Below are 17,063 nucleotides of genomic sequence, written 5' to 3' on the forward strand. Positions count from 1 at the left end.
CTCAGAACGGCCGCTGGAACAGGTGCGGCGGCCGCGGCGGCTGCGCCATCGCGTTGGCGGCCAGGGCCACCCCGGCGCCGCGCGCCACGAACCAGAGCTTTTCAGCCCGGCCGGTGGCCATGCGCTGTTCGAGGGCGGACGCGCCCGCGCGGCGGACCTTGCGTCCGATGGCGCGGTAGATCCCCCGGGCGGTGGCGATCGACCACGCGCAGCGCAGCGGTAGCTCGCCGATGCCCGCCCGTGCCGACTGGTAGTACGGCTCGGCCGCGCCGACCAGGCGTGCGACGACGCGGGCGAGCGCCTCGCGACGCGCCGGGTCGAGGACTGCGGACAAGCCGTCGAGGCCATCCTCGCGCAGCCAGTCTGCGGGCAGGTAGAGCCGGCCGCGCTGCGCGTCTTCCAGCACGTCTCGCGCAATGTTGGTGAGCTGGAACGCGATGCCGAGGTCGCAGGCCCGGTCGAGCGTCGCGGGGCTGCCCACCCCCATGATGCGCGCCATCATCACGCCGACCACGCCCGCCACCCGCCAGCCGTACAGCAGGGTGTCGGCCAGCGTGGCGTAGTGCGTGCCGCGCGCATCCATCGCAAAACCGGCCAGCAGTTCCATCGGTAGCCGCGGCGGGATGTCGTGGCGGCGGACCACCTCGGCCAGCCCCAGGAACACCGGGTGCTCGCAAGGCGCGCCGGCGCAGGCGCGGCGCGTGTGCCGCTCCAGTTCGCGCAGGCGTTCTTCGACCGCGCCCGGGTCGGACGGCTGCAGATTCGCGCCCGCACCGGCCTGCGGCGCGGCGGCATGGCCGAGCACCTGCCCGTCGATCACGTCGTCGCAGTGGCGGCACCAGGCATAGAGCAGCACCGCGCTCTGCCGGGTGCGCGCATCGAACAGGCGCGTGGCGGCGGCGAAGCTCTGCGAGCCGCTGGCGATGCTCGCCAGGGCATGGGCGACCACCGCCTCGTCCGGGCTGCGGGTGTTCATGGCGGCGGCCCCAGCATCAGGCGCGCGGTGGCCTTGGCCGAGCCCACCACGCCCGGAACACCGGCGCCGGGGTGCGTGCCGGCGCCCACGATGTAGAGGTTCGGGATGGCGTCGTCCCGGTTGTGCGGGCGGAACCACGCGCTCTGCGTGAGCACCGGCTCCAGCGAAAAGGCCGAGCCCAGATGGGCGTTCAGGCTGTCGCGGAAGTCGGCGGGCGTGAAGATGCGCTGCGTCACCAGGTCGTCCCGCAAGCCGGGGATGTATCGCCGCTCGAGATACGCGAGGATGCGTTCGGCCAGGCGCGGGCCTTGCTCGGACCAGTCGGTGGGAACCTGCCCCAGGTGCGGCACGGGCGCCAGCACGTAATGGCTGGAGCAGCCTGGCGGGGCGAGCGAGGGGTCGGTGGCGCAGGGCGCGTGCAGGTACAGAGAGAAGTCCTCGGCCAGGCTCTTGCCGTGGAAGATCTCGTCGATGAGCGCGCGGTAGCGCGGCCCGAAGCAGACCGTGTGGTGCGCGAGCTGCGGCTGCGGGCGCTTCAGGCCGAAGTGGATCACCAGCAGGGACATCGAAAAGCGCTTGGTGCGCAGCCGCTGCGCCTGCCGGGCGCCCGACGGCACGTGGCCCAGCAGCCGCTCGTAGGTGTGGACCACGTCGGCGTTCGACGCCACCTGGTCGAAAGCCAGGCGTTCGCCGTGCACGCGCAGTGCACGTGCCTGGCCCTGCTCGACCTCGATGCGATCGACCGGAGCATCCAGCCGCAGCGTGCCGCCCAGGTCCTCGAACAGCCGCACCATCCCCTGCACCAGTGCCCCGGTGCCGCCACGCGGAAACCACACGCCCCACTCGCGCTCGAGCGCATGGATCAGTGCGTAGATGGCCGATGTCTCGAACGGGTTGCCGCCCACCAGCAGCGAGTGGAACGAGAAGGCCTGGCGCAGGTGGTCGTCGCGGATGAAGCGCGACACCATGGCGTAGACGCTGCGCCACGCGCCCAGGCGCGCGAGCTGCGGCCCCGCCTGCACCATGCTGCGGAAGTTCAGGAAAGGCACGCTTCCCAGGCGCAGGTACCCTTCCTCGAACACGGCGCGCGAATAGGCGAGGAAATCGCGGTAGCCCTGCACGTCGGCCGGGTTGCGCGCGGCGATCTGCGCATCGAGCGCAGCCTGGTCGTTGGCGTAGTCGAAGCGCGCGCCGTCCTCCCAGCACAGGCGGTAGAACGGCGCCACCGGCAGCAGCTCCACATAGTCCGACAGACGGCGCCCCGACAGCAGGAACAGCTCCTCCAGCGCCGAAGGGTCGGTGATGACCGTGGGCCCGGCGTCGAAGGTGAAGCCCTGGTCGTGCCAGACGTAGGCACGTCCGCCGGGCTTGTCCCGCGCTTCGAAGAGCGTGGTCTGCACCCCCGCCGACTGCAGGCGGATGGCGAGCGCCAGCCCGCCGAAGCCGGCGCCGATCACGGCGGCGGTGCGCAGGGGAACGGGCGTCATCGGCCTTCTCCCGCCGGCAGTTCGCCGACCACGGGCCGACGCGCCGGCTCGCGGCCCAGCGCGGCATGCAGGGCCGCTCGCAACGGCACGGGCGGCTTGCCCACCAGCAGGCGCAGCTTGTCGCCCCGGGTGCTGCGGCCCGCATAAAAACGCGCGATCAGCGGCTCGGGCAGTCCGTAGAAGCGCTGCAGCACGCGCCAGCGTTCGGCGGGGCGCGCCGCCTGGAACAGCATGCGATTGAGCAGGCGCAAGAAGCGCTGGTCATGCCAGCGACGCAGCGCGTGCGCGCGGATGGCCCCGAACAGCGCCGGCGCGGCGAGGTCGGGCAGGGCGGCCACATGGTCGGCCAGGCGCACCGCCTCGGGCAGCGAGTAGCCGGTCGTGGGGTGGAACAGCGCGGCCGCCAGGCCCGCCCTGGGCACACCGGCTGCTGCGCGCCACAGCGCCTGCGGGTCGCCGTCGAGCGCGATCGGCAGCACGCCCTGCTCCTCGCGCAGCAGGCGCAGCACGCGCCAGCCTCGCGCAGCGGCATAGTCGGCGATCTCGGACCGCAGCGCGGCAGCGTCGAGGGCCTCGCCGTCGGCATAGCAGGTGTCCTCGACCAGCACGGTGCGGGGATCCAGCGGCAGGCAGTACACGAAGCGGTATCCGCCTCGCTGCGCAACGGTCGCGTCCATCAGCAGGGGAAGCGACAGGCCGTGCGGCTGCGACAGGGCCAGCACCTGCCCGAGGAACTTCTGGAAACCCAGGCGCATGTGGGCCGCCGGCGGCGTGCCCCGCGCATCGAGCACCGCGCCGGCCTGCAGCGTCGTTCCATCGCGCAGGACCACCTGCGTCGGCGTGACCTCGCAAGCCTCTACGCCGAGGCGCAGTGCGTGCTCGCCCAGCGCGCCGCTCAGCACCTGGTGAAAACGCTCCGAGGTGATCGATGCGTAGCCGCCCGAAAGCCGCCGGTTCAGGCCGGGGAAACGCACCTCGTGCCCCGGCCAGCGCCATCCCACCAGCGGGGCGATCCAGCGATGCTGCTCGCGCGTGAGGTCGGCGTCGTGGAAGGACCAGGTGTGGTTGCCCCCGAGCGTGGCGCCCGCTTCCAGCACTTGCACGCGCAGCTCAGGGCGCAGCTGGCGCAGCCGCCATGCCAGAAGACCGCTGGCCAGGCCGCCGCCCACCAGCAGCAGGTCGGCGGTCAGGGCAGGGCGGGGGGGGCGCTGGCTCATCTCAGCACGCCAGCGCCGCGTCGGCGGTGTCGCATGCGCTCTGTCCGGACCCGGCCGACCCGAGCGCTTCCACGAGTTCGGCCGCGCGTTCGGCACCGCCGGCTGCGAGAACGCCAGCCCCCAGCGCGCGTGCGTGCTGCGCGAAACGCTCGTCGTCCAGGAGGCGTCGCAGCGCGCGACGGATGCGGCCGGTCGTCGCGAAAACCGGCTGCATGGCAATGCCCGCGCCGCGGCACGCCACCCGCGCCGCAGTGCCCGGCTGGTCGAACGCGATCGGCAGCGCCAGCATGGGCTTGCCGGCGGCCAGGCAGTCCATCACCGTGTTGACGCCGGCGTGCGTGATCGCGATGTCCACCTCGGCCAGCATGGCCTGCTGCGGCACGAAGCCGGTGACCCAGTCTGCGCCGGCGTCCTCGAGAGCGCGGGCAGCCCGGGTATCGAGCCGGCCGCAGTGGGCGATGACCAGCTGCAGTCCTTCGCCGCGGCAGGCGCGCGCGATGCGCCGGAAGAGGTCGATGCGTCCGCCCTGCAGCGTGCCGAGCGAGGCGAACACCAGAGGCGCGCCGGCACGCCGGTGCCAGGTCCGCGGCCAGTCGATCACCGCGCCCGCGTCGTCCGCAGCACGCCAGGGGCCGGTGTAGTGCAGGGCAGCCGGTGCGCCCGGCAGCGGAAACTCGAGGTCCGCCGTGAGCTGGCTGATCTGCAGGTGCGGCGACAGCAACTCGTCCAGCCGGCGCAGCCGCCCAAGCCCGAAGGAGTGCGCCTGCCGCTCGATCTCGTCGTAGAGGGGCGCCATCAGCCGGTCGTATACGCGCTCGCTCTCATCGACGACGCGGCGGGTCCATTGCGAGCCTGCGGGACTCCAGGGCATCACCGCCAGCGGCAGGCCCGGCGCCCGGTGGATCGGCAGGGCGCAGGCGAGCGAGGCATAGGGCAAGCCCATGCCTCGTGCAACCAGTGCGCCGGCCGCCTCCATCTGATCGGCGAGCACGACCTGCGCTCCGATGCGGTCGAGCGCGGCGGGGAGTTCGTCGCACAGCATGCGCGTGGCCGCGGCCATGTCCGCGATGACGCGGCGAAGCCCCCACGGGGTGCCCGGCGCGGCGGCTCGCGCGATCACCGCGTCCAGCGTGCCGGGCGAATGGGTGGCCGCGCCCAGCGCGATGAATTCGATGCGGGCGTCGGTCAAGGAGGCGCGGGCATCCGACTGCTGCAGCCAGCTCACGCGGTGCCCGCGCGCGAGCATCCGCAAGGCCACGGCCTCGAGGGCGCGCATGTGACTGGGAAAGGCGGGGGCGACGATGGCGTAGTGGGTCAAGGCGGTTCAGCCTCCGCGCGCATTTTCAGGGGCCCGCACTGTAGGACAGCGCCGGATTCGTGTGACACGGGCAACCCGCGCGGCCATGGTCCGCGCTACGCTCCACAGGCCCAGCCGCAGCGCCATCTCGCCTGGCTGCACAGGGCCACCGACGTGACGCCCTCGCCCCGCACCATCGCATACGACACCTGCGACGACACGCTCGTCGGTTCCGCTTCCGCCCTCGTCGCGCCCCTGGTGCTGCGTATCGAACAGCGCCTTGCGCAGCTGTTGCCGCAGGCCGGCGCCCTCGGGGACAACGCGCTCGCCGGCGCCATGCGTTCGGCCGTTCTGGGGCCTGGCAAGCGCCTGCGCCCGCTGCTCACGATGCTCGCCGGAGAGGCGCTGCTGGCCGGCGGCGAGCCGGCCGCACTGCTCGATGCCGCGTGCGCGGTCGAGATGGTGCACTGCGCTTCCCTGGTGCTGGACGACATGCCCTGCATGGACGATGCCCGGCTGCGCCGCGGCCAGCCCGCCCTGCACCTGCACGCGGGCGAGGACGTGGCTCTGCTTGCCGCGGTCGCCCTGCTGGCGCTCGCCTCCCAGGTGCTCGCCCAGGCGCCGGAGCTCGATGCGACGCGGCGCTGCCGGCTGGTCGCTTGCCTCAACGCCGCCATCGGCTTCGGCGGCCTTGCTCAGGGGCAGTACCGCGATTTGCGCCAAGGCGCCGTGGACGCTGCCGCCGGTGCCGAACTCAACGATCTCAAGACAGGTGTGCTGTTCGCAGCCGCCCTGGAAATGGCCGCCATCGTCGCCGCTCGCGACGAGCAGGCGCCCGCCTTGCGACGCGCCGCGCTGGAGCTCGGTCGCGCCTTCCAGCTGCGCGACGACCTCGACGATGCGCAGCCGTCGGAGAGCCGTCCATCCGAGTCCACGCTGGTCTCGCTGCTCGGGCGGCCGCAGGCGGACGCCATGCTCCGGCGCAGCGTCGAGCGGGCCCAGGCCGCGCTGGCGGTCGCGCTGCCGGCGCGCCAGCGCCTCGGATTCCTCGTGGCGGCGTACTTCGCCCGCACGGTTCCTGCGCGCGATTGAAGGACTGCGGGCCCGGCGAACCGGTCCGCGCAGCACCCGCGCTGCAGCAAGAGCTTCCGCCCTGAAGGGCCGCAATCCGGCGGGTGCACGCGGCTTCGGCGCCGTCGTGTCGCAGCCACTGCGCGGGCCAGTGCATGCAGGATTGCACAATGCACAGGTGCGCGCATCGAAGGTCGGGGGAACGGTGTCGGCGAGCATGGCGGATGCAGCCTCGGGGGTGTGTCGCGGCCAGTATCGAGCAGATAGCGAAAGGACGCAGATGAAGGCAAGTACTACGGGACGTGTCGTGGGATTGGGATCGGGGTCGGCCTGCGCGCGGCGAGCGCCCGTAGCGGCCTGGACGGCTGCGTTGGCGCTGGCGGCGTGCATGGCTCCGGCGGTGGTCCGCGCCGAGCGCATCGGCGAAGTGGACACCGCCTGGAAGCTGCTCGGTGCCAACCACAAGGTGGTGGTCGAGGCCTACGACGATCCGGGTGTCACGGGCGTCACCTGCTACGTATCGCGAGCGCGCACCGGCGGCATCAGCGGCAGCCTCGGCCTGGCGGAAGACAAGGCGGAAGCCTCCATCGCCTGCCGGCAGGTCGGGCCCATCGCGTTCCCGAAACCCCTGCCGCAGCAGGAGGAGGTTTTCAGCGAACGCATGTCCATCGTGTTCAAGCGCCTGAGGATCGTGCGCATGGTGGACACGCAGCGCAACGCGCTCGCCTATCTCACCTACAGCGATCGCCTGATCGAGGGCAGCCCGCAGAACAGCGTTACCGCTGTCCCGGTGGATAGGGCCACGCCGATTCCGGTCAGGCGCTGACGGGCGCGGCAGGGCGCCCGCGGGCGCCCGTCTTCTGCCGCCGGCCCGGAGCGTTCGACGACGGAGCCAGAGCCGTCTTCCCCGGTGCGCGCGGCGGTGCCTGCGCCCTGAGCACCTCCAGGAAGGACCCCACGAGCAGGTTGGTGTCGCCGCGCTTGTGCACCGCCAGCACGGTGCTGTGCGCCTGCAGGTTCCTGATAGGCAGGAAGCGCACGTCCGCCCGGTTGTTGGCCGCGACGCTGCGGCCCACCACCGTGGCGCCCAGACCGGCGGCCACCAGGGCCAGGGCGGTGTGGATCTCCTTGGCTTCGTGGGCCATGTGGGGCGACGCGCCGGCTGCCTGCAGCAGCGCCATGATCTGGCGGGAGAAGTGGCTGTTCGCGTCCTTCGGGAAGCTGATGTAGGGCAGGGCGTCGAGGTCCGCAGCCCGCAGCGACTTGCGCGCGGCCAGCGGGTGCTGCAGGGGAACGGCCGCGACCAGCGGGTCGTCGAAGAGCTCGTCGTACTGCAGGTCGGGTTCGCGGCTGGTGGGGCCGAGCACGCGTGCCAGACCCACATGGATGGCACCGCTGCGCAGGCTCGCGGGTTGGTGCGCCGAGAGCACCTCTGCCAGTTCGATGCGCACGCGGGGATAGGAGGCCTGCATCACCCGCACCGCCTCGGGCAGGATCGAGAACAGGGTGGAGCGCGTGAAGCCGATGCTCAGCCAACCGAGGTTGCCGGCCGCCATGCCCTGCGCCTGCGACTCCAGGTCGTTGGCCTCGAACAGCAATTGCCTGGCCTTGGGGTAGACGAAGCGGCCCAGCGGCGTCAGCGCCATCGGTCGGGACGCGCGGTCGAAGAGCGGCCCGCCGAGGCGTTCCTCGAGCTGGGACAGCTGCATGCTGATGGCTGTGGGCGCCACGAACAGCCGCTGTGCTGCCGCTCGGGCATTGCCCGCTTCCACCACCTCGCAGAAGTACCGCAGCTGACGCAGGTTCATTTATTTTGATTCCGGATTCAAAAATCGGCGTTTGAATTCAGTTTCCCATTATTCGAAGATGCGCACCACACCCGCCGCCGGAGACAAGCAGGCACCGCCACAGGCAGGCAGGGCACGGAAAGGTCAGCGCGTTCCATGATCATCGACTGCCATGGGCACTACACGACGGTACCCAAGCGCTTCGAGGACTACCGCCGCCTGCAGGTGGCCGCCTGCGGCTGCGGCGGCCCGCAGCCGGCGCTGCCCGCCCGCGCGTCGGACGACGAGCTGCGCGAAAGCGTCGAGGCCGCGCAGCTGCAGCGGCAGCGCGAGCGCGGCACGGACCTCACCATCTTCTCGCCCCGTGCGCTGGGCATGGGCCACCATCTGGGCGACGAGCGCGCGAGCCGGCAGTGGGCCACGCTGTGCAACGACCTGATCCATCGCTTGTGCGGCCTGTATCCGGACCGCTTCGCCGGCGTGTGCCAACTGCCGCAGAGCCCGGGCGTGGCCCCGGCCAACTGCATTCCCGAACTGGAGCGCTGCGTGCGCGAGCTCGGCTTCATCGGCTGCAACCTCAATCCCGACCCGTCGGGCGGCTGGTGGTCCGATCCGCCGCTGCACGATCGCTGGTGGTATCCGTTGTACGAGAAGCTCGTCGAGTTCGACGTGCCGGCCATGATCCACGTGAGCGGCTCCTGCAACCCGCACTTCCATGCCACGGGCGCGCACTACATCAACGGCGACACCACGGCCTTCATGCAGTTCCTCACCTCGGCGCTGTTCAAGGATTTTCCGACGCTCAAGTTCGTCATCCCGCACGGCGGTGGCGCCGTGCCCTACCACTGGGGACGCTACCGCGGCATCGCCCTGGACATGGGGCTCGGGCCGCTGTCCGAGCTGCTGCTGGACAACGTGTTCTTCGACACCTGCGTCTACCACCAGCACGGCATGGACCTGCTGCTCAAGGTGATCCCGGCGCGCAACATCCTGTTCGCCTCCGAGACCATCGGCGCGGTGCGCGGCATCGATCCCGACACCGGCCACTACTTCGACGACACCAGGCGCTACATCGACGGCGCTGCCTTCCTCGGAGCCGAGGAGCGCGAGCTCATTTTTTCCGGCAACGCCCGCAGGGTCTACAGCCGGCTGCGGGCGTGAGGCAGCACCTGCGAGCGGACGACCCAACCACCCCACCACGACAAAGGAGACACGATGCGCAATCGAGTGATCAAGGCCCTGGCCGCCGCGGTTCTTGGAATCGGCGCCAGCGTGGCGCTGGCGCAGCCTGCCGCAGCGCAGGACTACCCCACCAAGCCGGTGCGGATCATCATCGCGTTCAAGGCGGGGGGCGCGGTTGATACCGTCGCCCGCACCGTGGGGCAGGCCCTGCAGCAGTCGCTCGGGCAGCCCTTCGTGGTGGAGTACCGGCCCGGCGGCGCCACCAACATCGCGGTGAAGGCGCTGATCGAGGCCCCGCCCGACGGCCACACGCTGATGCTCACGGCGAACAATGCCGCCATCAACCCGGTGCTGTTCACGCCGCCGCCGTTCGACCCCGACAAGGACTTCGTTCCGGTCTCGATGGTCGGGCGCGTGCCGGTGGTGATCGCCGCCAACAACAGCTTTCCCGCTGCGAACCCTGGCGAGCTGATCAAGATGGCCAAGGACAAGCCCGGCTCCATCAGCTTCGGGAGTCCGGGCAACGCATCGACCCCCCACCTCGCGGTGGAGCTGTTGTCCAGCGCCGCCGGCATCAAGCTGCGCCACATCCCCTACCAGGGCGGCGCCGCGGCCTTGAACGACCTCATGGGCAACCACATTCCGGTGGTCGCCACCAACACGCTGGAAGTCGCTCCGCTCGCCAGCGCGGGAAAGGTCAAAGTGCTCGCGGCGCTGAGCGCCGAGCGCATCGCGAGCATGCCGCAGGTGCCCACCATGTCGGAGTCCGGCTTCCCGGGTTTCGAGGCGACGGTGTGGTACGGCTTCATCGCGCCCAAGGGCACGCCCGAGCCCGTCACCCGCAAGCTGCATGCCGCCATCCAGAAGGCACTGGCCACGCCGGACGTGCAGGTGCGCATGCAGCAGGTGGGCGGCGTCGTCACGCCGGGCAGCATCGACATGTTCGCCAACCTGATCCGCGCCGAACGCGAGCGCTACGCGAAGTTGATCAACGAGACCGGCATCAAGCCCTGACGTTACGAAGCACGAGGGGTCCGGCAGCACGCCGGCCCGCAGCAAAGCAGGCCACCGCGCTGCCGTCGCATCACAGCAGCTGCGCCCCGCCGGCCCGCCGACAGGGCAGTTCGAGATTTCGACCCCTGACTCAGGCGCGCGTCCTACGGCCGTGCTGTTCTCCTCAACCGACGATGAAAACATTGCTGGCCACGAGCAGGCCTTCAAGATGACACAGAAGCAAAGGGGAGATCAGATGCCCGCAGGCAACACCAACAAGGCGATCGCAACCCGCTCTCGCGCGCAACCGTTCCGGTGCAAGTGGGTACGCGCCGGCTGCATCCACACCAGCTGCGGAACGCTGGTGTATCCCAACGAAGGCCTTCCGCTTCCGCAGGCCGGGCAGATCTTTTACGCGCAGCTCAATCGCCGCGTGGGCTGCTGGGCGCAGGTGAGCCTCTGAAGGCGCTGTTGTCCGTGAGCCACGGGCAAGCAGCGGTCGGTGGACTGCGCCTCAACGACGACGGGCGAACGCACGCACCGGGTTGAAGCCGGTCACGAGGGCGCAGGCGACCAGCACCAGCGCCACCCCGGGCACCATGCCGGCGGTGACGGGCTCGCCGAGGAACAGCCCTCCCCAGGCCACGCCGAACATCGGGATCATGAAGGCCGACGAGGTAGCGGCGCTGGCCGGGATCTCCCGCATCAGCCGCATGCTCAGGAGGTACATGAAGCCCGAGGTGAGGGTGCCGAGCACCACCAGCGCCAGCACGGCGCCCGGCCGCAGCTCGATGGCGGGCGCCGCGACGCCGGCGGGCAGCAGCAGCACCAGCGCTCCGGCGATGTGGACCACGGCCGACGCCGGCAGGGGCTGGTGGGCCATGGTTGCGCGCTTCATCAGGATGGCACCGAAGCCGTAGCTTGCCGAGGCGATCACGCAGGCGACCACCCCGAGGATCACGGGCATGGTCGGTGCGACGGGGCCGAGTTGCACCAGCAAGGCGACGCCCAGCACGCCCGCCGCGCAGCCTGCGAGCTTGCGCGTGGTGAGCGTCTCGTCGGCGAACAATGCACCGGCTAGCACGCCGAACAGCGGCGCGGTCGCGTTGAGCACGGCCGAGTAACCGGCCGGCAGCACGAGGCCGGCGGCGTTGAAGAACACGAAGGGCGACACCACGGTCAGCAGCCCCAGCACGGTGAGCGCCGGCCAGTGGCTGCGCCGGGGCCAGGACTGTCCGGTCAGGCGCATCAATGCGGTGAGGACGCCCGCCGCCAGCGCACAGCGCAGGCATGCCATCGGGATCGGGCCGAACGCGGGCGCGGCAATCCGTATGAGCGGGAAGGACGCTCCCCAGACGGCGGAGAGGAAGACGAGCTGAAGGAAGTGGCGGGCGTGCATGGGCGTGCGCCATTGTCCAGCCGCCGCAGCCGGATCGAGGCGCAGGCGTGTCGCTCCATGGTGGCCGCGCCACATTCGCAGTCAGAACATGCGCGCCGGAGGATCCCTGCCGGCGCGCGGGCATCAGCCCATCTGAATCTGCTTCTTCAGGCCCGAGGCCTCGTCGTGCGCACGTTGTACGGCTTGCTGCAATTGCGGATCGACGCTGCTGCCGGCCTGCCGACACGCCTGCATCGCGCGGTCTCCGGTCTGCTCGAGCTTGTTGACGAGTTCGCGCAGGTTTTCCTGGTTCATCTGTGCCTGCGACGAACTGCAGGCCTGCTGGGCCTGGCGCGCCTGCTCGTGCATGGTGTCGATGCACTGGCGCAGGTCCTGGGGAGCCGCGCCCATCTGCACCGCGCGCTTGGCTTCGTCGGTGCATTCCTCGACGCGGTCGATCCTTTGTTTCAGCTGGTCCATCTGCATGGGTTCTCCTTGGTTGGGCCTCCACCACGGAGGCCGACCCCACCCTGGGCAACCCGCGTTCCCGCAGTGCACGTTCAGCCGTCGTCGGCTCCAGGTGCGATCTGTCGCAGCGTCAGCGGGTCGGGCTTGCCTGCGTAGTAGCGACCGAGGCACTCGGCGAACAGCGGCTCGCGGGGCGCCGCCGCGTCGAACAGGCTCAGGCACGAGCGCAGCTTCAGCGCATCGGTGGTGCCGAAGATCGCAGCGGCATCGCTGCGCCCGGGCAGCAGCAGCAGCCGGCAGGCGTCCCGCAGGCGCGCTCCGAGCAGCGGGTGGGCGAGGTAGGCGCGCGCCTCGTCGAGGCCGGACAGTCCGAAGTGGCGCGCCATGGTGCTGCGGCCCAGCGTGGCCAGCTGCGGGAACACGAACCACATCCAGTGGCTCTGCTTGTGGCCGGCGCGCAGCTCCTCGAGCACCTGGTCCCAGAGAGGCTCCTGGGCATCCACGAAGCGGTCGAGGTGGAAGGGATCGGGCGTCGTCATGCCGAGGGGCTCCTGCTCGAGTGAAGGCGTAGGCCCAGATGCCGATGAGTACTTTCCCGCGGATGACCTTACCGGCGGGGCAGTCGTCGCTACGATGATCCCATCGACCTTCCGTGTCGAGCCCCCATGGAACACCGCAGCCATTTCCAATTCCCCGAGCTGGAGCGCTGGCTCAACGAGCGCCGCGTCACCGAAGTCGAATGCCTGGTGCCGGACCTGACCGGCGTGGCACGCGGCAAGATCCTCCCCCGCGAGAAGTTCACCGCCGACCGGGGTATGCGGCTGCCCGAGGTGGTGGTGGCCATGAGCGTCACCGGCGAGTATCCGGACGAGGGTCCCTACTTCGATGTGGTCAACCGCAACGACGCGGACATGCACCTCGCGGCCGACCCGGGCACCGTGCGCATCGTGCCGTGGGCGGTGGACCCGACGGCACAGGTGATCCACGACTGCTACGACCGGCACGGGCGGCTCGTTCCCTTCGCGCCCCGTTCGGTGCTGCGCCGCGTATGCGACCTGTTCGCCCAGAAGGGCTGGAACCCGGTGGTCGCGCCCGAACTCGAGTTCTACCTGGTGGCGCGCAACACCGACCCCGACCAGCCGCTGCGCGCGCCGGTGGGCCGCAGCGGCCGTGCCGAAACCTCGCGGCAGGCCTACTCCATCGACGCGGTGAACGAGTTCGACCCGCTGTTCGAGGACGTCTACGCCTACTGCGAAAAGATGGAGCTGAACGTGGACACCCTGATCCACGAGGTCGGCGCCGGGCAGATGGAGATCAACTTCTTCCATGCCGCGCCGCTGGGCCTGGCCGACGAGGTCTTCCTCTTCAAGCGCATCGTGCGAGAGGCCGCGCTGCGCCACGACATGTACGCCACCTTCATGGCCAAGCCCATCGCCGGCGAGCCGGGCAGCGCCATGCACGTGCACCAGAGCCTCGTGAGCGCCGAGACCGGGCGCAACCTGTTCAGCAACGAGGACGGCACGCCCAGCCGCGAGTTCTACTGGTGGATCGGCGGCCTGCAGAAGTACACGCCCGCAGCGATGGCCCTGTTCGCGCCCTACGTCAACAGCTACCGCCGCCTCTCGCGCTTCACGGCCGCGCCGATCAACATGCAGTGGGGCGTGGACAACCGCACCGTCGGCATCCGCTCGCCCGTGAGCCCGCCCCAGGCGCGGCGTGTCGAGAACCGCGTCATCGGCGCCGATGCCAACCCCTACGTGGCCCTGGCTGCCACGCTGGCCTGCGGCTACCTCGGCATCGAGCGGCGCATCGAGCCCACGCCCGAGTGCACCGGCAACGGCTACCAGAGTCCCTACGCCTTGCCCCGCAGCCTCGGCGAGGCGGTGGCGATGCTGCGCGCCGAGCAGGACCTCGCCGAAGTGCTGGGCAAGGAGTTCCTCACCGTGTACGCCGAGATCAAGGACCTCGAACACGAGGAATTCATGCGCGTGATCTCCCCCTGGGAGCGCGAGCACCTGCTCCTGCACGTCTGAGCACGCAGCGATCCGGAGCGCCCATGAGCACCAACGTCCCGCCCGACTTCGGCCTCGCGCCATCGACTGCAACCACGCATGGAACCCGCGCCTGGCAAGAGGCCGACGCGGCGCATTTCCTGCATCCGTTCACCGACCACCAGGCGCTCGCGGCGCAGGGTGTGCGCGTCATCACCCGTGGCGAAGGCCTGTACGTGTGGGACAGCGAGGGCCACCGCCTGTTCGACGCGATGTCCGGTCTGTGGTGCGTCAACGTCGGCTACGGGCAGGAGGCGCTGGTGCAGGCCGCATGCGAGCAGATGCGCACGCTGCCCTACTACAACGCGTTCTTCCAGACCACCACCCCCGCCGCCGTGGCGCTCGCGCAGCGTCTGGCGGCGCGCACGCCTGCGCAGTTCGAACACGTCTTCTTCAGCGGCTCCGGGTCCGAAGCCAACGACACCAACGTGCGGCTGGCGCGCCGCTACTGGGACCTGCTGGGGCAGCCGCAGCGCCGCGTCATCATCTCGCGCCACAACGCCTACCACGGCTCCACCATGGCGGCCGCCTCGCTGGGCGGCATGGCCGCGATGCATGCGCAGGGCGGGCTCCCCATCCCCGACATCGTGCACATCGACCAGCCGCATCACTGGGAGCACCGGCACGGCGTCGCCCAGGGGATGTCGCGGGACGAATTCGGCGTGCTCGCGGCCGGCTGGCTCGAAGAAAAAATCCTGGCAGTCGGTGCCGAGCGGGTCGCTGCCTTCATCGGCGAGCCGGTGCAGGGCGCCGGAGGGGTCGTCGTGCCGCCGGCGACCTACTGGCCCGAGATCCAGCGCATCTGCGATCGCCACGGCATCCTGTTGATCAGCGACGAGGTGATCTGCGGTTTCGGGCGCACGGGCCAATGGTGGGGTTGCGAGACCTTCGGCACGCGCCCCGATCTCATGACCTTCGCCAAGGGCGTCACCAGTGGCTACGTCCCGTTGGGCGGCGTGATGGTCGGCGAACGGGTTGCGCGCGTGCTGATCGAGCGCGGCGGCGAGCTGGCCCACGGCTACACCTACTCCGGCCACCCCGTGGCCTGCGCCGTCGGCCTCGCGAACCTGGACCTCATCGAGCGGCTGCAACTCGTGGAACGCGTGCGCGAAGACACCGGCCCCTACCTCGCCGAGCGGCTCGCTGCGCTGCAAGATCATCCGCTGGTGGGCGAGGTGCAGAGCTGCGGGCTGATGGCCGCGATCCAGCTGTGCCGCGATCCGCGTACCGGCGAGGCCTTTGCGGCGGAGCAGGGTGTCGGCATGGCGTGCCGGCGGCACTGCTTCGAGCGCGGCCTGGTGATGCGGGCCGTCGGCGACCGCATGATCGTCGCCCCGCCCCTGGTGATCACGCGGGCGCAGATCGACGAGATGTTCGCGCTGATCGGCCAGGTACTGGAGCGCACCTGGGAGCAGTTCCGCTCGTGAGGCCCCGGCGCCTCAGCCGCTGAAGCCGAAGTACCAGACCGCTGCTGGCAGGGCCGCCAGCACCAGGAACGAAATCACCACCAGCACTCCGTCGCGCGTGAGCAGGCCGGCCGCGAAGAACGCAATCACCGCCGAGGCGAGGGAGCCCGAGGTCGGCACCACCTCCATGAACGGCATGAACAGCGTCAGCGCGAGGATCAGGATCAGCGGCAGGTACAACCACGGGCGGTGCAGCAGGAAGGTGAGCCGTGCCTTGAGGAAGCGCTCGACGAACTGCACGGGCTTGCGCAGCCAGCCGATGCCCTTGCACAGTTTTTTCGTGGACATGCGCCGCCGGGTGATGAACTGCGGCAGCCAGACGCACTTGCGCCCGAAGATCATCTGGACCACCAGGATGAACACGATCAGCGCGACGGTGGCGGTGATGCCCGGAATGGCGCTGGCCGGCGAGGTCGATATGAGGGAGAAGATCAGCATCAGCGCCGCGAACGACTTGTGTCCGAGCTTCTCGACCACCTCCTCGACGGTCACGCTGTCGTCGTGCGCGGAACTCTCCAGCTGGTCCAGTACGTCGCTCAATGCCTTCACGCGTTCTTCAGCCATCGCTCACCCTTGTTCCCTTTGCCGTTGCGTCTTCGCGTCTTTCGTCCGAAGTGCCTGCCTGCCGGGCTGCGACTCGCGTGACTCGCGTGACTCGCCCGGACCTGAATTTCATTGTGCGCAGTTTGGGTGCCGCGCGTGCTGCACCGCGTTAGTGCTGTGAACACTTGAGACCGAGCTGCCTCGACGGGTCGCAGGCGGCCGGCACAATCGCCGGATGAGCCATCCGCCACCCCTGCGAAGCAGTGACCTGGTCGCCATCGTCCTGGTGGTGGTCATCTGGGGCATGAACTTCGTCGTCATGAAGTTCGGCCTGACGCACTTCACGCCATTCCAGATGGGCGCAGGTCGCTACCTGTTCGCCACCTTTCCGCTGCTGCTGGTACTGCGCCCGCCGTCGGTGCCGATGCGCTGGGTGGTCGCGTTCGGCCTGACCCAGGGCGTGGGCCAGTTCGGCACGCTGTTCCTGGCGCTGCAGGTCGGCATGACGGCGGCGCTCGCTTCCGTGCTGATGCAGACCCAGGTGTTCTTCACCGCACTGTTCGGGGCGCTGGTGCTGTCCGAGCGCATCGGCTCCTCGCTGAAGGCCGGGATGGCGTTCGCAGCAGTGGGCCTGGGATGCTTCGGCGTCAACGCGATGGTGGTGCAGGGCGGTGGCGTGACGCTGGCCGGCCTCGCACTGAACCTTTCTGCCGCGGCCATGTGGGCGGTGTCGAACATCGTCGTGCGCCGGGCCCAGCGGGAGTCCAGCGGGTTCGAGCCCTTGCACTTCGTCGTCTGGGGAAGCTGCGTCGCGGTGCTGCCGTTCTTCGCGTTGAGCTGGTGGATCGATCCGCCGCAAGCATGGTCGAACTGGCTGCGCGCCCCCTGGCAGGCCTGGGCCGCGCTGGCCGCGCTCGGATGGCTCGCAACCGCCCTGGCCTATGGCGCCTGGGCCAACCTGCTGCGCAAGTACCCGGCCAGCCGCGTCGCGCCCTTCAGCCTGGGCGTGCCGCTGGTCGGCCTGTCCGCCGGAACCCTGCTGCTGGGAGAGTCGGTGAGCGCGCTGCAATGGGCGGGCGCAGGGTTCGTGATGTGCGCCTTGCTGTGCGTGATGTTCGGTCCGCGCCTGTGGCGTTCTGCCTGACCG

General features: G+C 70.2%; 17 protein-coding genes. 8 read left to right on the plus strand and 9 right to left on the minus strand.

What is annotated here, in order from left to right:
* Position 1: 1 nt before the first annotated feature.
* Genes WG922_RS20910 through WG922_RS20925 form a run of 4 tightly spaced genes read right to left on the minus strand, consistent with a single transcriptional unit; the run spans position 2 to position 4,998 of the window.
* Entirely contained in the window at positions 2-976 is a 975-nt protein-coding gene (locus WG922_RS20910; RefSeq protein WP_340284960.1) for a phytoene/squalene synthase family protein, read from the minus strand.
* A complete protein-coding gene (locus tag WG922_RS20915; protein ID WP_340284961.1) occupies positions 973-2,463 on the minus strand; it encodes a phytoene desaturase in 1,491 nt (496 codons plus the stop codon). Before WG922_RS20915 ends, WG922_RS20910 begins: the two co-directional genes overlap by 4 nt.
* Positions 2,460-3,680 (minus strand): lycopene beta-cyclase CrtY, encoded by a 1,221-nt coding sequence (gene crtY / locus WG922_RS20920; protein ID WP_340284962.1) that lies wholly within the window; start codon positions 3,678-3,680, stop codon positions 2,460-2,462. The genes WG922_RS20915 and crtY overlap by 4 nt, the downstream gene beginning before the upstream one ends.
* A 1-nt stretch (position 3,681) precedes the next feature.
* Positions 3,682-4,998, minus strand: coding sequence for a glycosyltransferase (locus WG922_RS20925; RefSeq protein WP_340284963.1), 1,317 nt, complete (start codon positions 4,996-4,998; stop codon positions 3,682-3,684).
* Positions 4,999-5,151: 153 nt separating this feature from the next.
* On the opposite strand from WG922_RS20925, the gene WG922_RS20930 reads away from it, so the two are divergent.
* A complete protein-coding gene (locus WG922_RS20930; RefSeq protein ID WP_340284964.1) occupies positions 5,152-6,069 on the plus strand; it encodes a polyprenyl synthetase family protein in 918 nt (305 codons plus the stop codon).
* A 367-nt stretch (positions 6,070-6,436) separates the two neighbouring features.
* A complete protein-coding gene (locus WG922_RS20935; protein ID WP_340285007.1) occupies positions 6,437-6,874 on the plus strand; it encodes a CreA family protein in 438 nt (145 codons plus the stop codon).
* Here the strand turns inward: WG922_RS20935 and WG922_RS20940 are convergent.
* Positions 6,864-7,856 carry a LysR family transcriptional regulator gene (locus WG922_RS20940; RefSeq protein WP_340284965.1) on the minus strand — a complete coding sequence of 331 codons (993 nt, stop codon included), beginning with the start codon at positions 7,854-7,856 and terminating at the stop codon, positions 6,864-6,866. The genes WG922_RS20935 and WG922_RS20940 overlap by 11 nt on opposite strands.
* A 135-nt stretch (positions 7,857-7,991) precedes the next feature.
* Between WG922_RS20940 and WG922_RS20945 the strand changes: the two genes are divergently transcribed.
* The 3 genes from WG922_RS20945 to WG922_RS20955 all read left to right on the plus strand — a co-directional run bounded on the left by WG922_RS20945 (position 7,992) and on the right by WG922_RS20955 (position 10,473).
* Positions 7,992-8,996 (plus strand): amidohydrolase family protein, encoded by a 1,005-nt coding sequence (locus WG922_RS20945; RefSeq protein ID WP_340284966.1) that lies wholly within the window; start codon positions 7,992-7,994, stop codon positions 8,994-8,996.
* 54 nt (positions 8,997-9,050) lie between these two features.
* Positions 9,051-10,031 carry a Bug family tripartite tricarboxylate transporter substrate binding protein gene (locus tag WG922_RS20950; protein WP_340284967.1) on the plus strand — a complete coding sequence of 327 codons (981 nt, stop codon included), beginning with the start codon at positions 9,051-9,053 and terminating at the stop codon, positions 10,029-10,031.
* Positions 10,032-10,266: 235 nt separating this feature from the next.
* On the plus strand, positions 10,267-10,473 hold the full coding sequence (locus WG922_RS20955) for a hypothetical protein (RefSeq protein ID WP_340284968.1): 207 nt from the start codon (positions 10,267-10,269) through the stop codon (positions 10,471-10,473).
* Between the two features lie 51 nt (positions 10,474-10,524).
* On the opposite strand, the gene WG922_RS20960 is transcribed toward WG922_RS20955, so the two are convergent.
* The 3 genes from WG922_RS20960 to WG922_RS20970 form a co-directional block, all read right to left on the minus strand.
* The gene (locus tag WG922_RS20960) at positions 10,525-11,409 is read right to left on the minus strand and encodes a DMT family transporter (protein WP_340284970.1); all 885 of its coding nucleotides are present in this window, start codon (positions 11,407-11,409) and stop codon (positions 10,525-10,527) included.
* A gap of 123 nt (positions 11,410-11,532) precedes the next feature.
* A complete protein-coding gene (locus WG922_RS20965) occupies positions 11,533-11,874 on the minus strand; it encodes a hypothetical protein (protein ID WP_340284971.1) in 342 nt (113 codons plus the stop codon).
* Between the two features lie 74 nt (positions 11,875-11,948).
* Positions 11,949-12,395, minus strand: coding sequence for a DUF1810 domain-containing protein (locus WG922_RS20970; protein ID WP_340284972.1), 447 nt, complete (start codon positions 12,393-12,395; stop codon positions 11,949-11,951).
* 126 nt (positions 12,396-12,521) lie between these two features.
* Here WG922_RS20970 and WG922_RS20975 point away from each other — a divergent pair, with 126 nt between their 5' ends.
* Both WG922_RS20975 and WG922_RS20980 read left to right on the plus strand, forming a co-directional pair.
* Positions 12,522-13,889 carry a glutamine synthetase family protein gene (locus WG922_RS20975; protein ID WP_340284973.1) on the plus strand — a complete coding sequence of 456 codons (1,368 nt, stop codon included), beginning with the start codon at positions 12,522-12,524 and terminating at the stop codon, positions 13,887-13,889.
* Positions 13,890-13,912: 23 nt separating this feature from the next.
* Entirely contained in the window at positions 13,913-15,334 is a 1,422-nt protein-coding gene (locus tag WG922_RS20980) for an aspartate aminotransferase family protein (RefSeq protein ID WP_340284974.1), read from the plus strand.
* Between the two features lie 12 nt (positions 15,335-15,346).
* Here WG922_RS20980 and WG922_RS20985 read toward each other — a convergent pair whose 3' ends face one another.
* Complete coding sequence (locus WG922_RS20985; RefSeq protein WP_340284975.1) at positions 15,347-15,937, minus strand: exopolysaccharide biosynthesis protein; 591 nt, start codon at positions 15,935-15,937, stop codon at positions 15,347-15,349.
* Between the two features lie 214 nt (positions 15,938-16,151).
* Here WG922_RS20985 and WG922_RS20990 point away from each other — a divergent pair, with 214 nt between their 5' ends.
* The gene (locus WG922_RS20990; protein WP_340284976.1) at positions 16,152-17,060 is read left to right on the plus strand and encodes an EamA family transporter; all 909 of its coding nucleotides are present in this window, start codon (positions 16,152-16,154) and stop codon (positions 17,058-17,060) included.
* The last annotated feature ends 3 nt before the right edge of the window (positions 17,061-17,063 follow it).

Source organism: Ramlibacter sp. AN1015, from assembly GCF_037726105.1.
In the GTDB taxonomy this organism is placed as follows: Bacteria; Pseudomonadota; Gammaproteobacteria; order Burkholderiales; family Burkholderiaceae_C; genus Ramlibacter.

Bases quoted from the DNA above. Each gene is read 5' to 3' on its own strand.
- WG922_RS20910 (WP_340284960.1), bottom strand. From the start codon at position 976: ATGAACACCCGCAGCCCGGACGAGGCGGTGGTCGCCCATGCCCTGGCG.
- WG922_RS20915 (WP_340284961.1), bottom strand. From the start codon at position 2,463: ATGACGCCCGTTCCCCTGCGCACCGCCGCCGTGATCGGCGCCGGCTTC.
- crtY (WP_340284962.1), bottom strand. From the start codon at position 3,680: ATGAGCCAGCGCCCCCCCCGCCCTGCCCTGACCGCCGACCTGCTGCTG.
- WG922_RS20935 (WP_340285007.1), top strand. From the start codon at position 6,437: ATGGCTCCGGCGGTGGTCCGCGCCGAGCGCATCGGCGAAGTGGACACC.
- WG922_RS20940 (WP_340284965.1), bottom strand. From the start codon at position 7,856: ATGAACCTGCGTCAGCTGCGGTACTTCTGCGAGGTGGTGGAAGCGGGC.
- WG922_RS20945 (WP_340284966.1), top strand. From the start codon at position 7,992: ATGATCATCGACTGCCATGGGCACTACACGACGGTACCCAAGCGCTTC.
- WG922_RS20950 (WP_340284967.1), top strand. From the start codon at position 9,051: ATGCGCAATCGAGTGATCAAGGCCCTGGCCGCCGCGGTTCTTGGAATC.
- WG922_RS20955 (WP_340284968.1), top strand. From the start codon at position 10,267: ATGCCCGCAGGCAACACCAACAAGGCGATCGCAACCCGCTCTCGCGCG.
- WG922_RS20960 (WP_340284970.1), bottom strand. From the start codon at position 11,409: ATGCACGCCCGCCACTTCCTTCAGCTCGTCTTCCTCTCCGCCGTCTGG.
- WG922_RS20965 (WP_340284971.1), bottom strand. From the start codon at position 11,874: ATGCAGATGGACCAGCTGAAACAAAGGATCGACCGCGTCGAGGAATGC.
- WG922_RS20970 (WP_340284972.1), bottom strand. From the start codon at position 12,395: ATGACGACGCCCGATCCCTTCCACCTCGACCGCTTCGTGGATGCCCAG.
- WG922_RS20975 (WP_340284973.1), top strand. From the start codon at position 12,522: ATGGAACACCGCAGCCATTTCCAATTCCCCGAGCTGGAGCGCTGGCTC.
- WG922_RS20980 (WP_340284974.1), top strand. From the start codon at position 13,913: ATGAGCACCAACGTCCCGCCCGACTTCGGCCTCGCGCCATCGACTGCA.
- WG922_RS20985 (WP_340284975.1), bottom strand. From the start codon at position 15,937: ATGGCTGAAGAACGCGTGAAGGCATTGAGCGACGTACTGGACCAGCTG.
- WG922_RS20990 (WP_340284976.1), top strand. From the start codon at position 16,152: ATGAGCCATCCGCCACCCCTGCGAAGCAGTGACCTGGTCGCCATCGTC.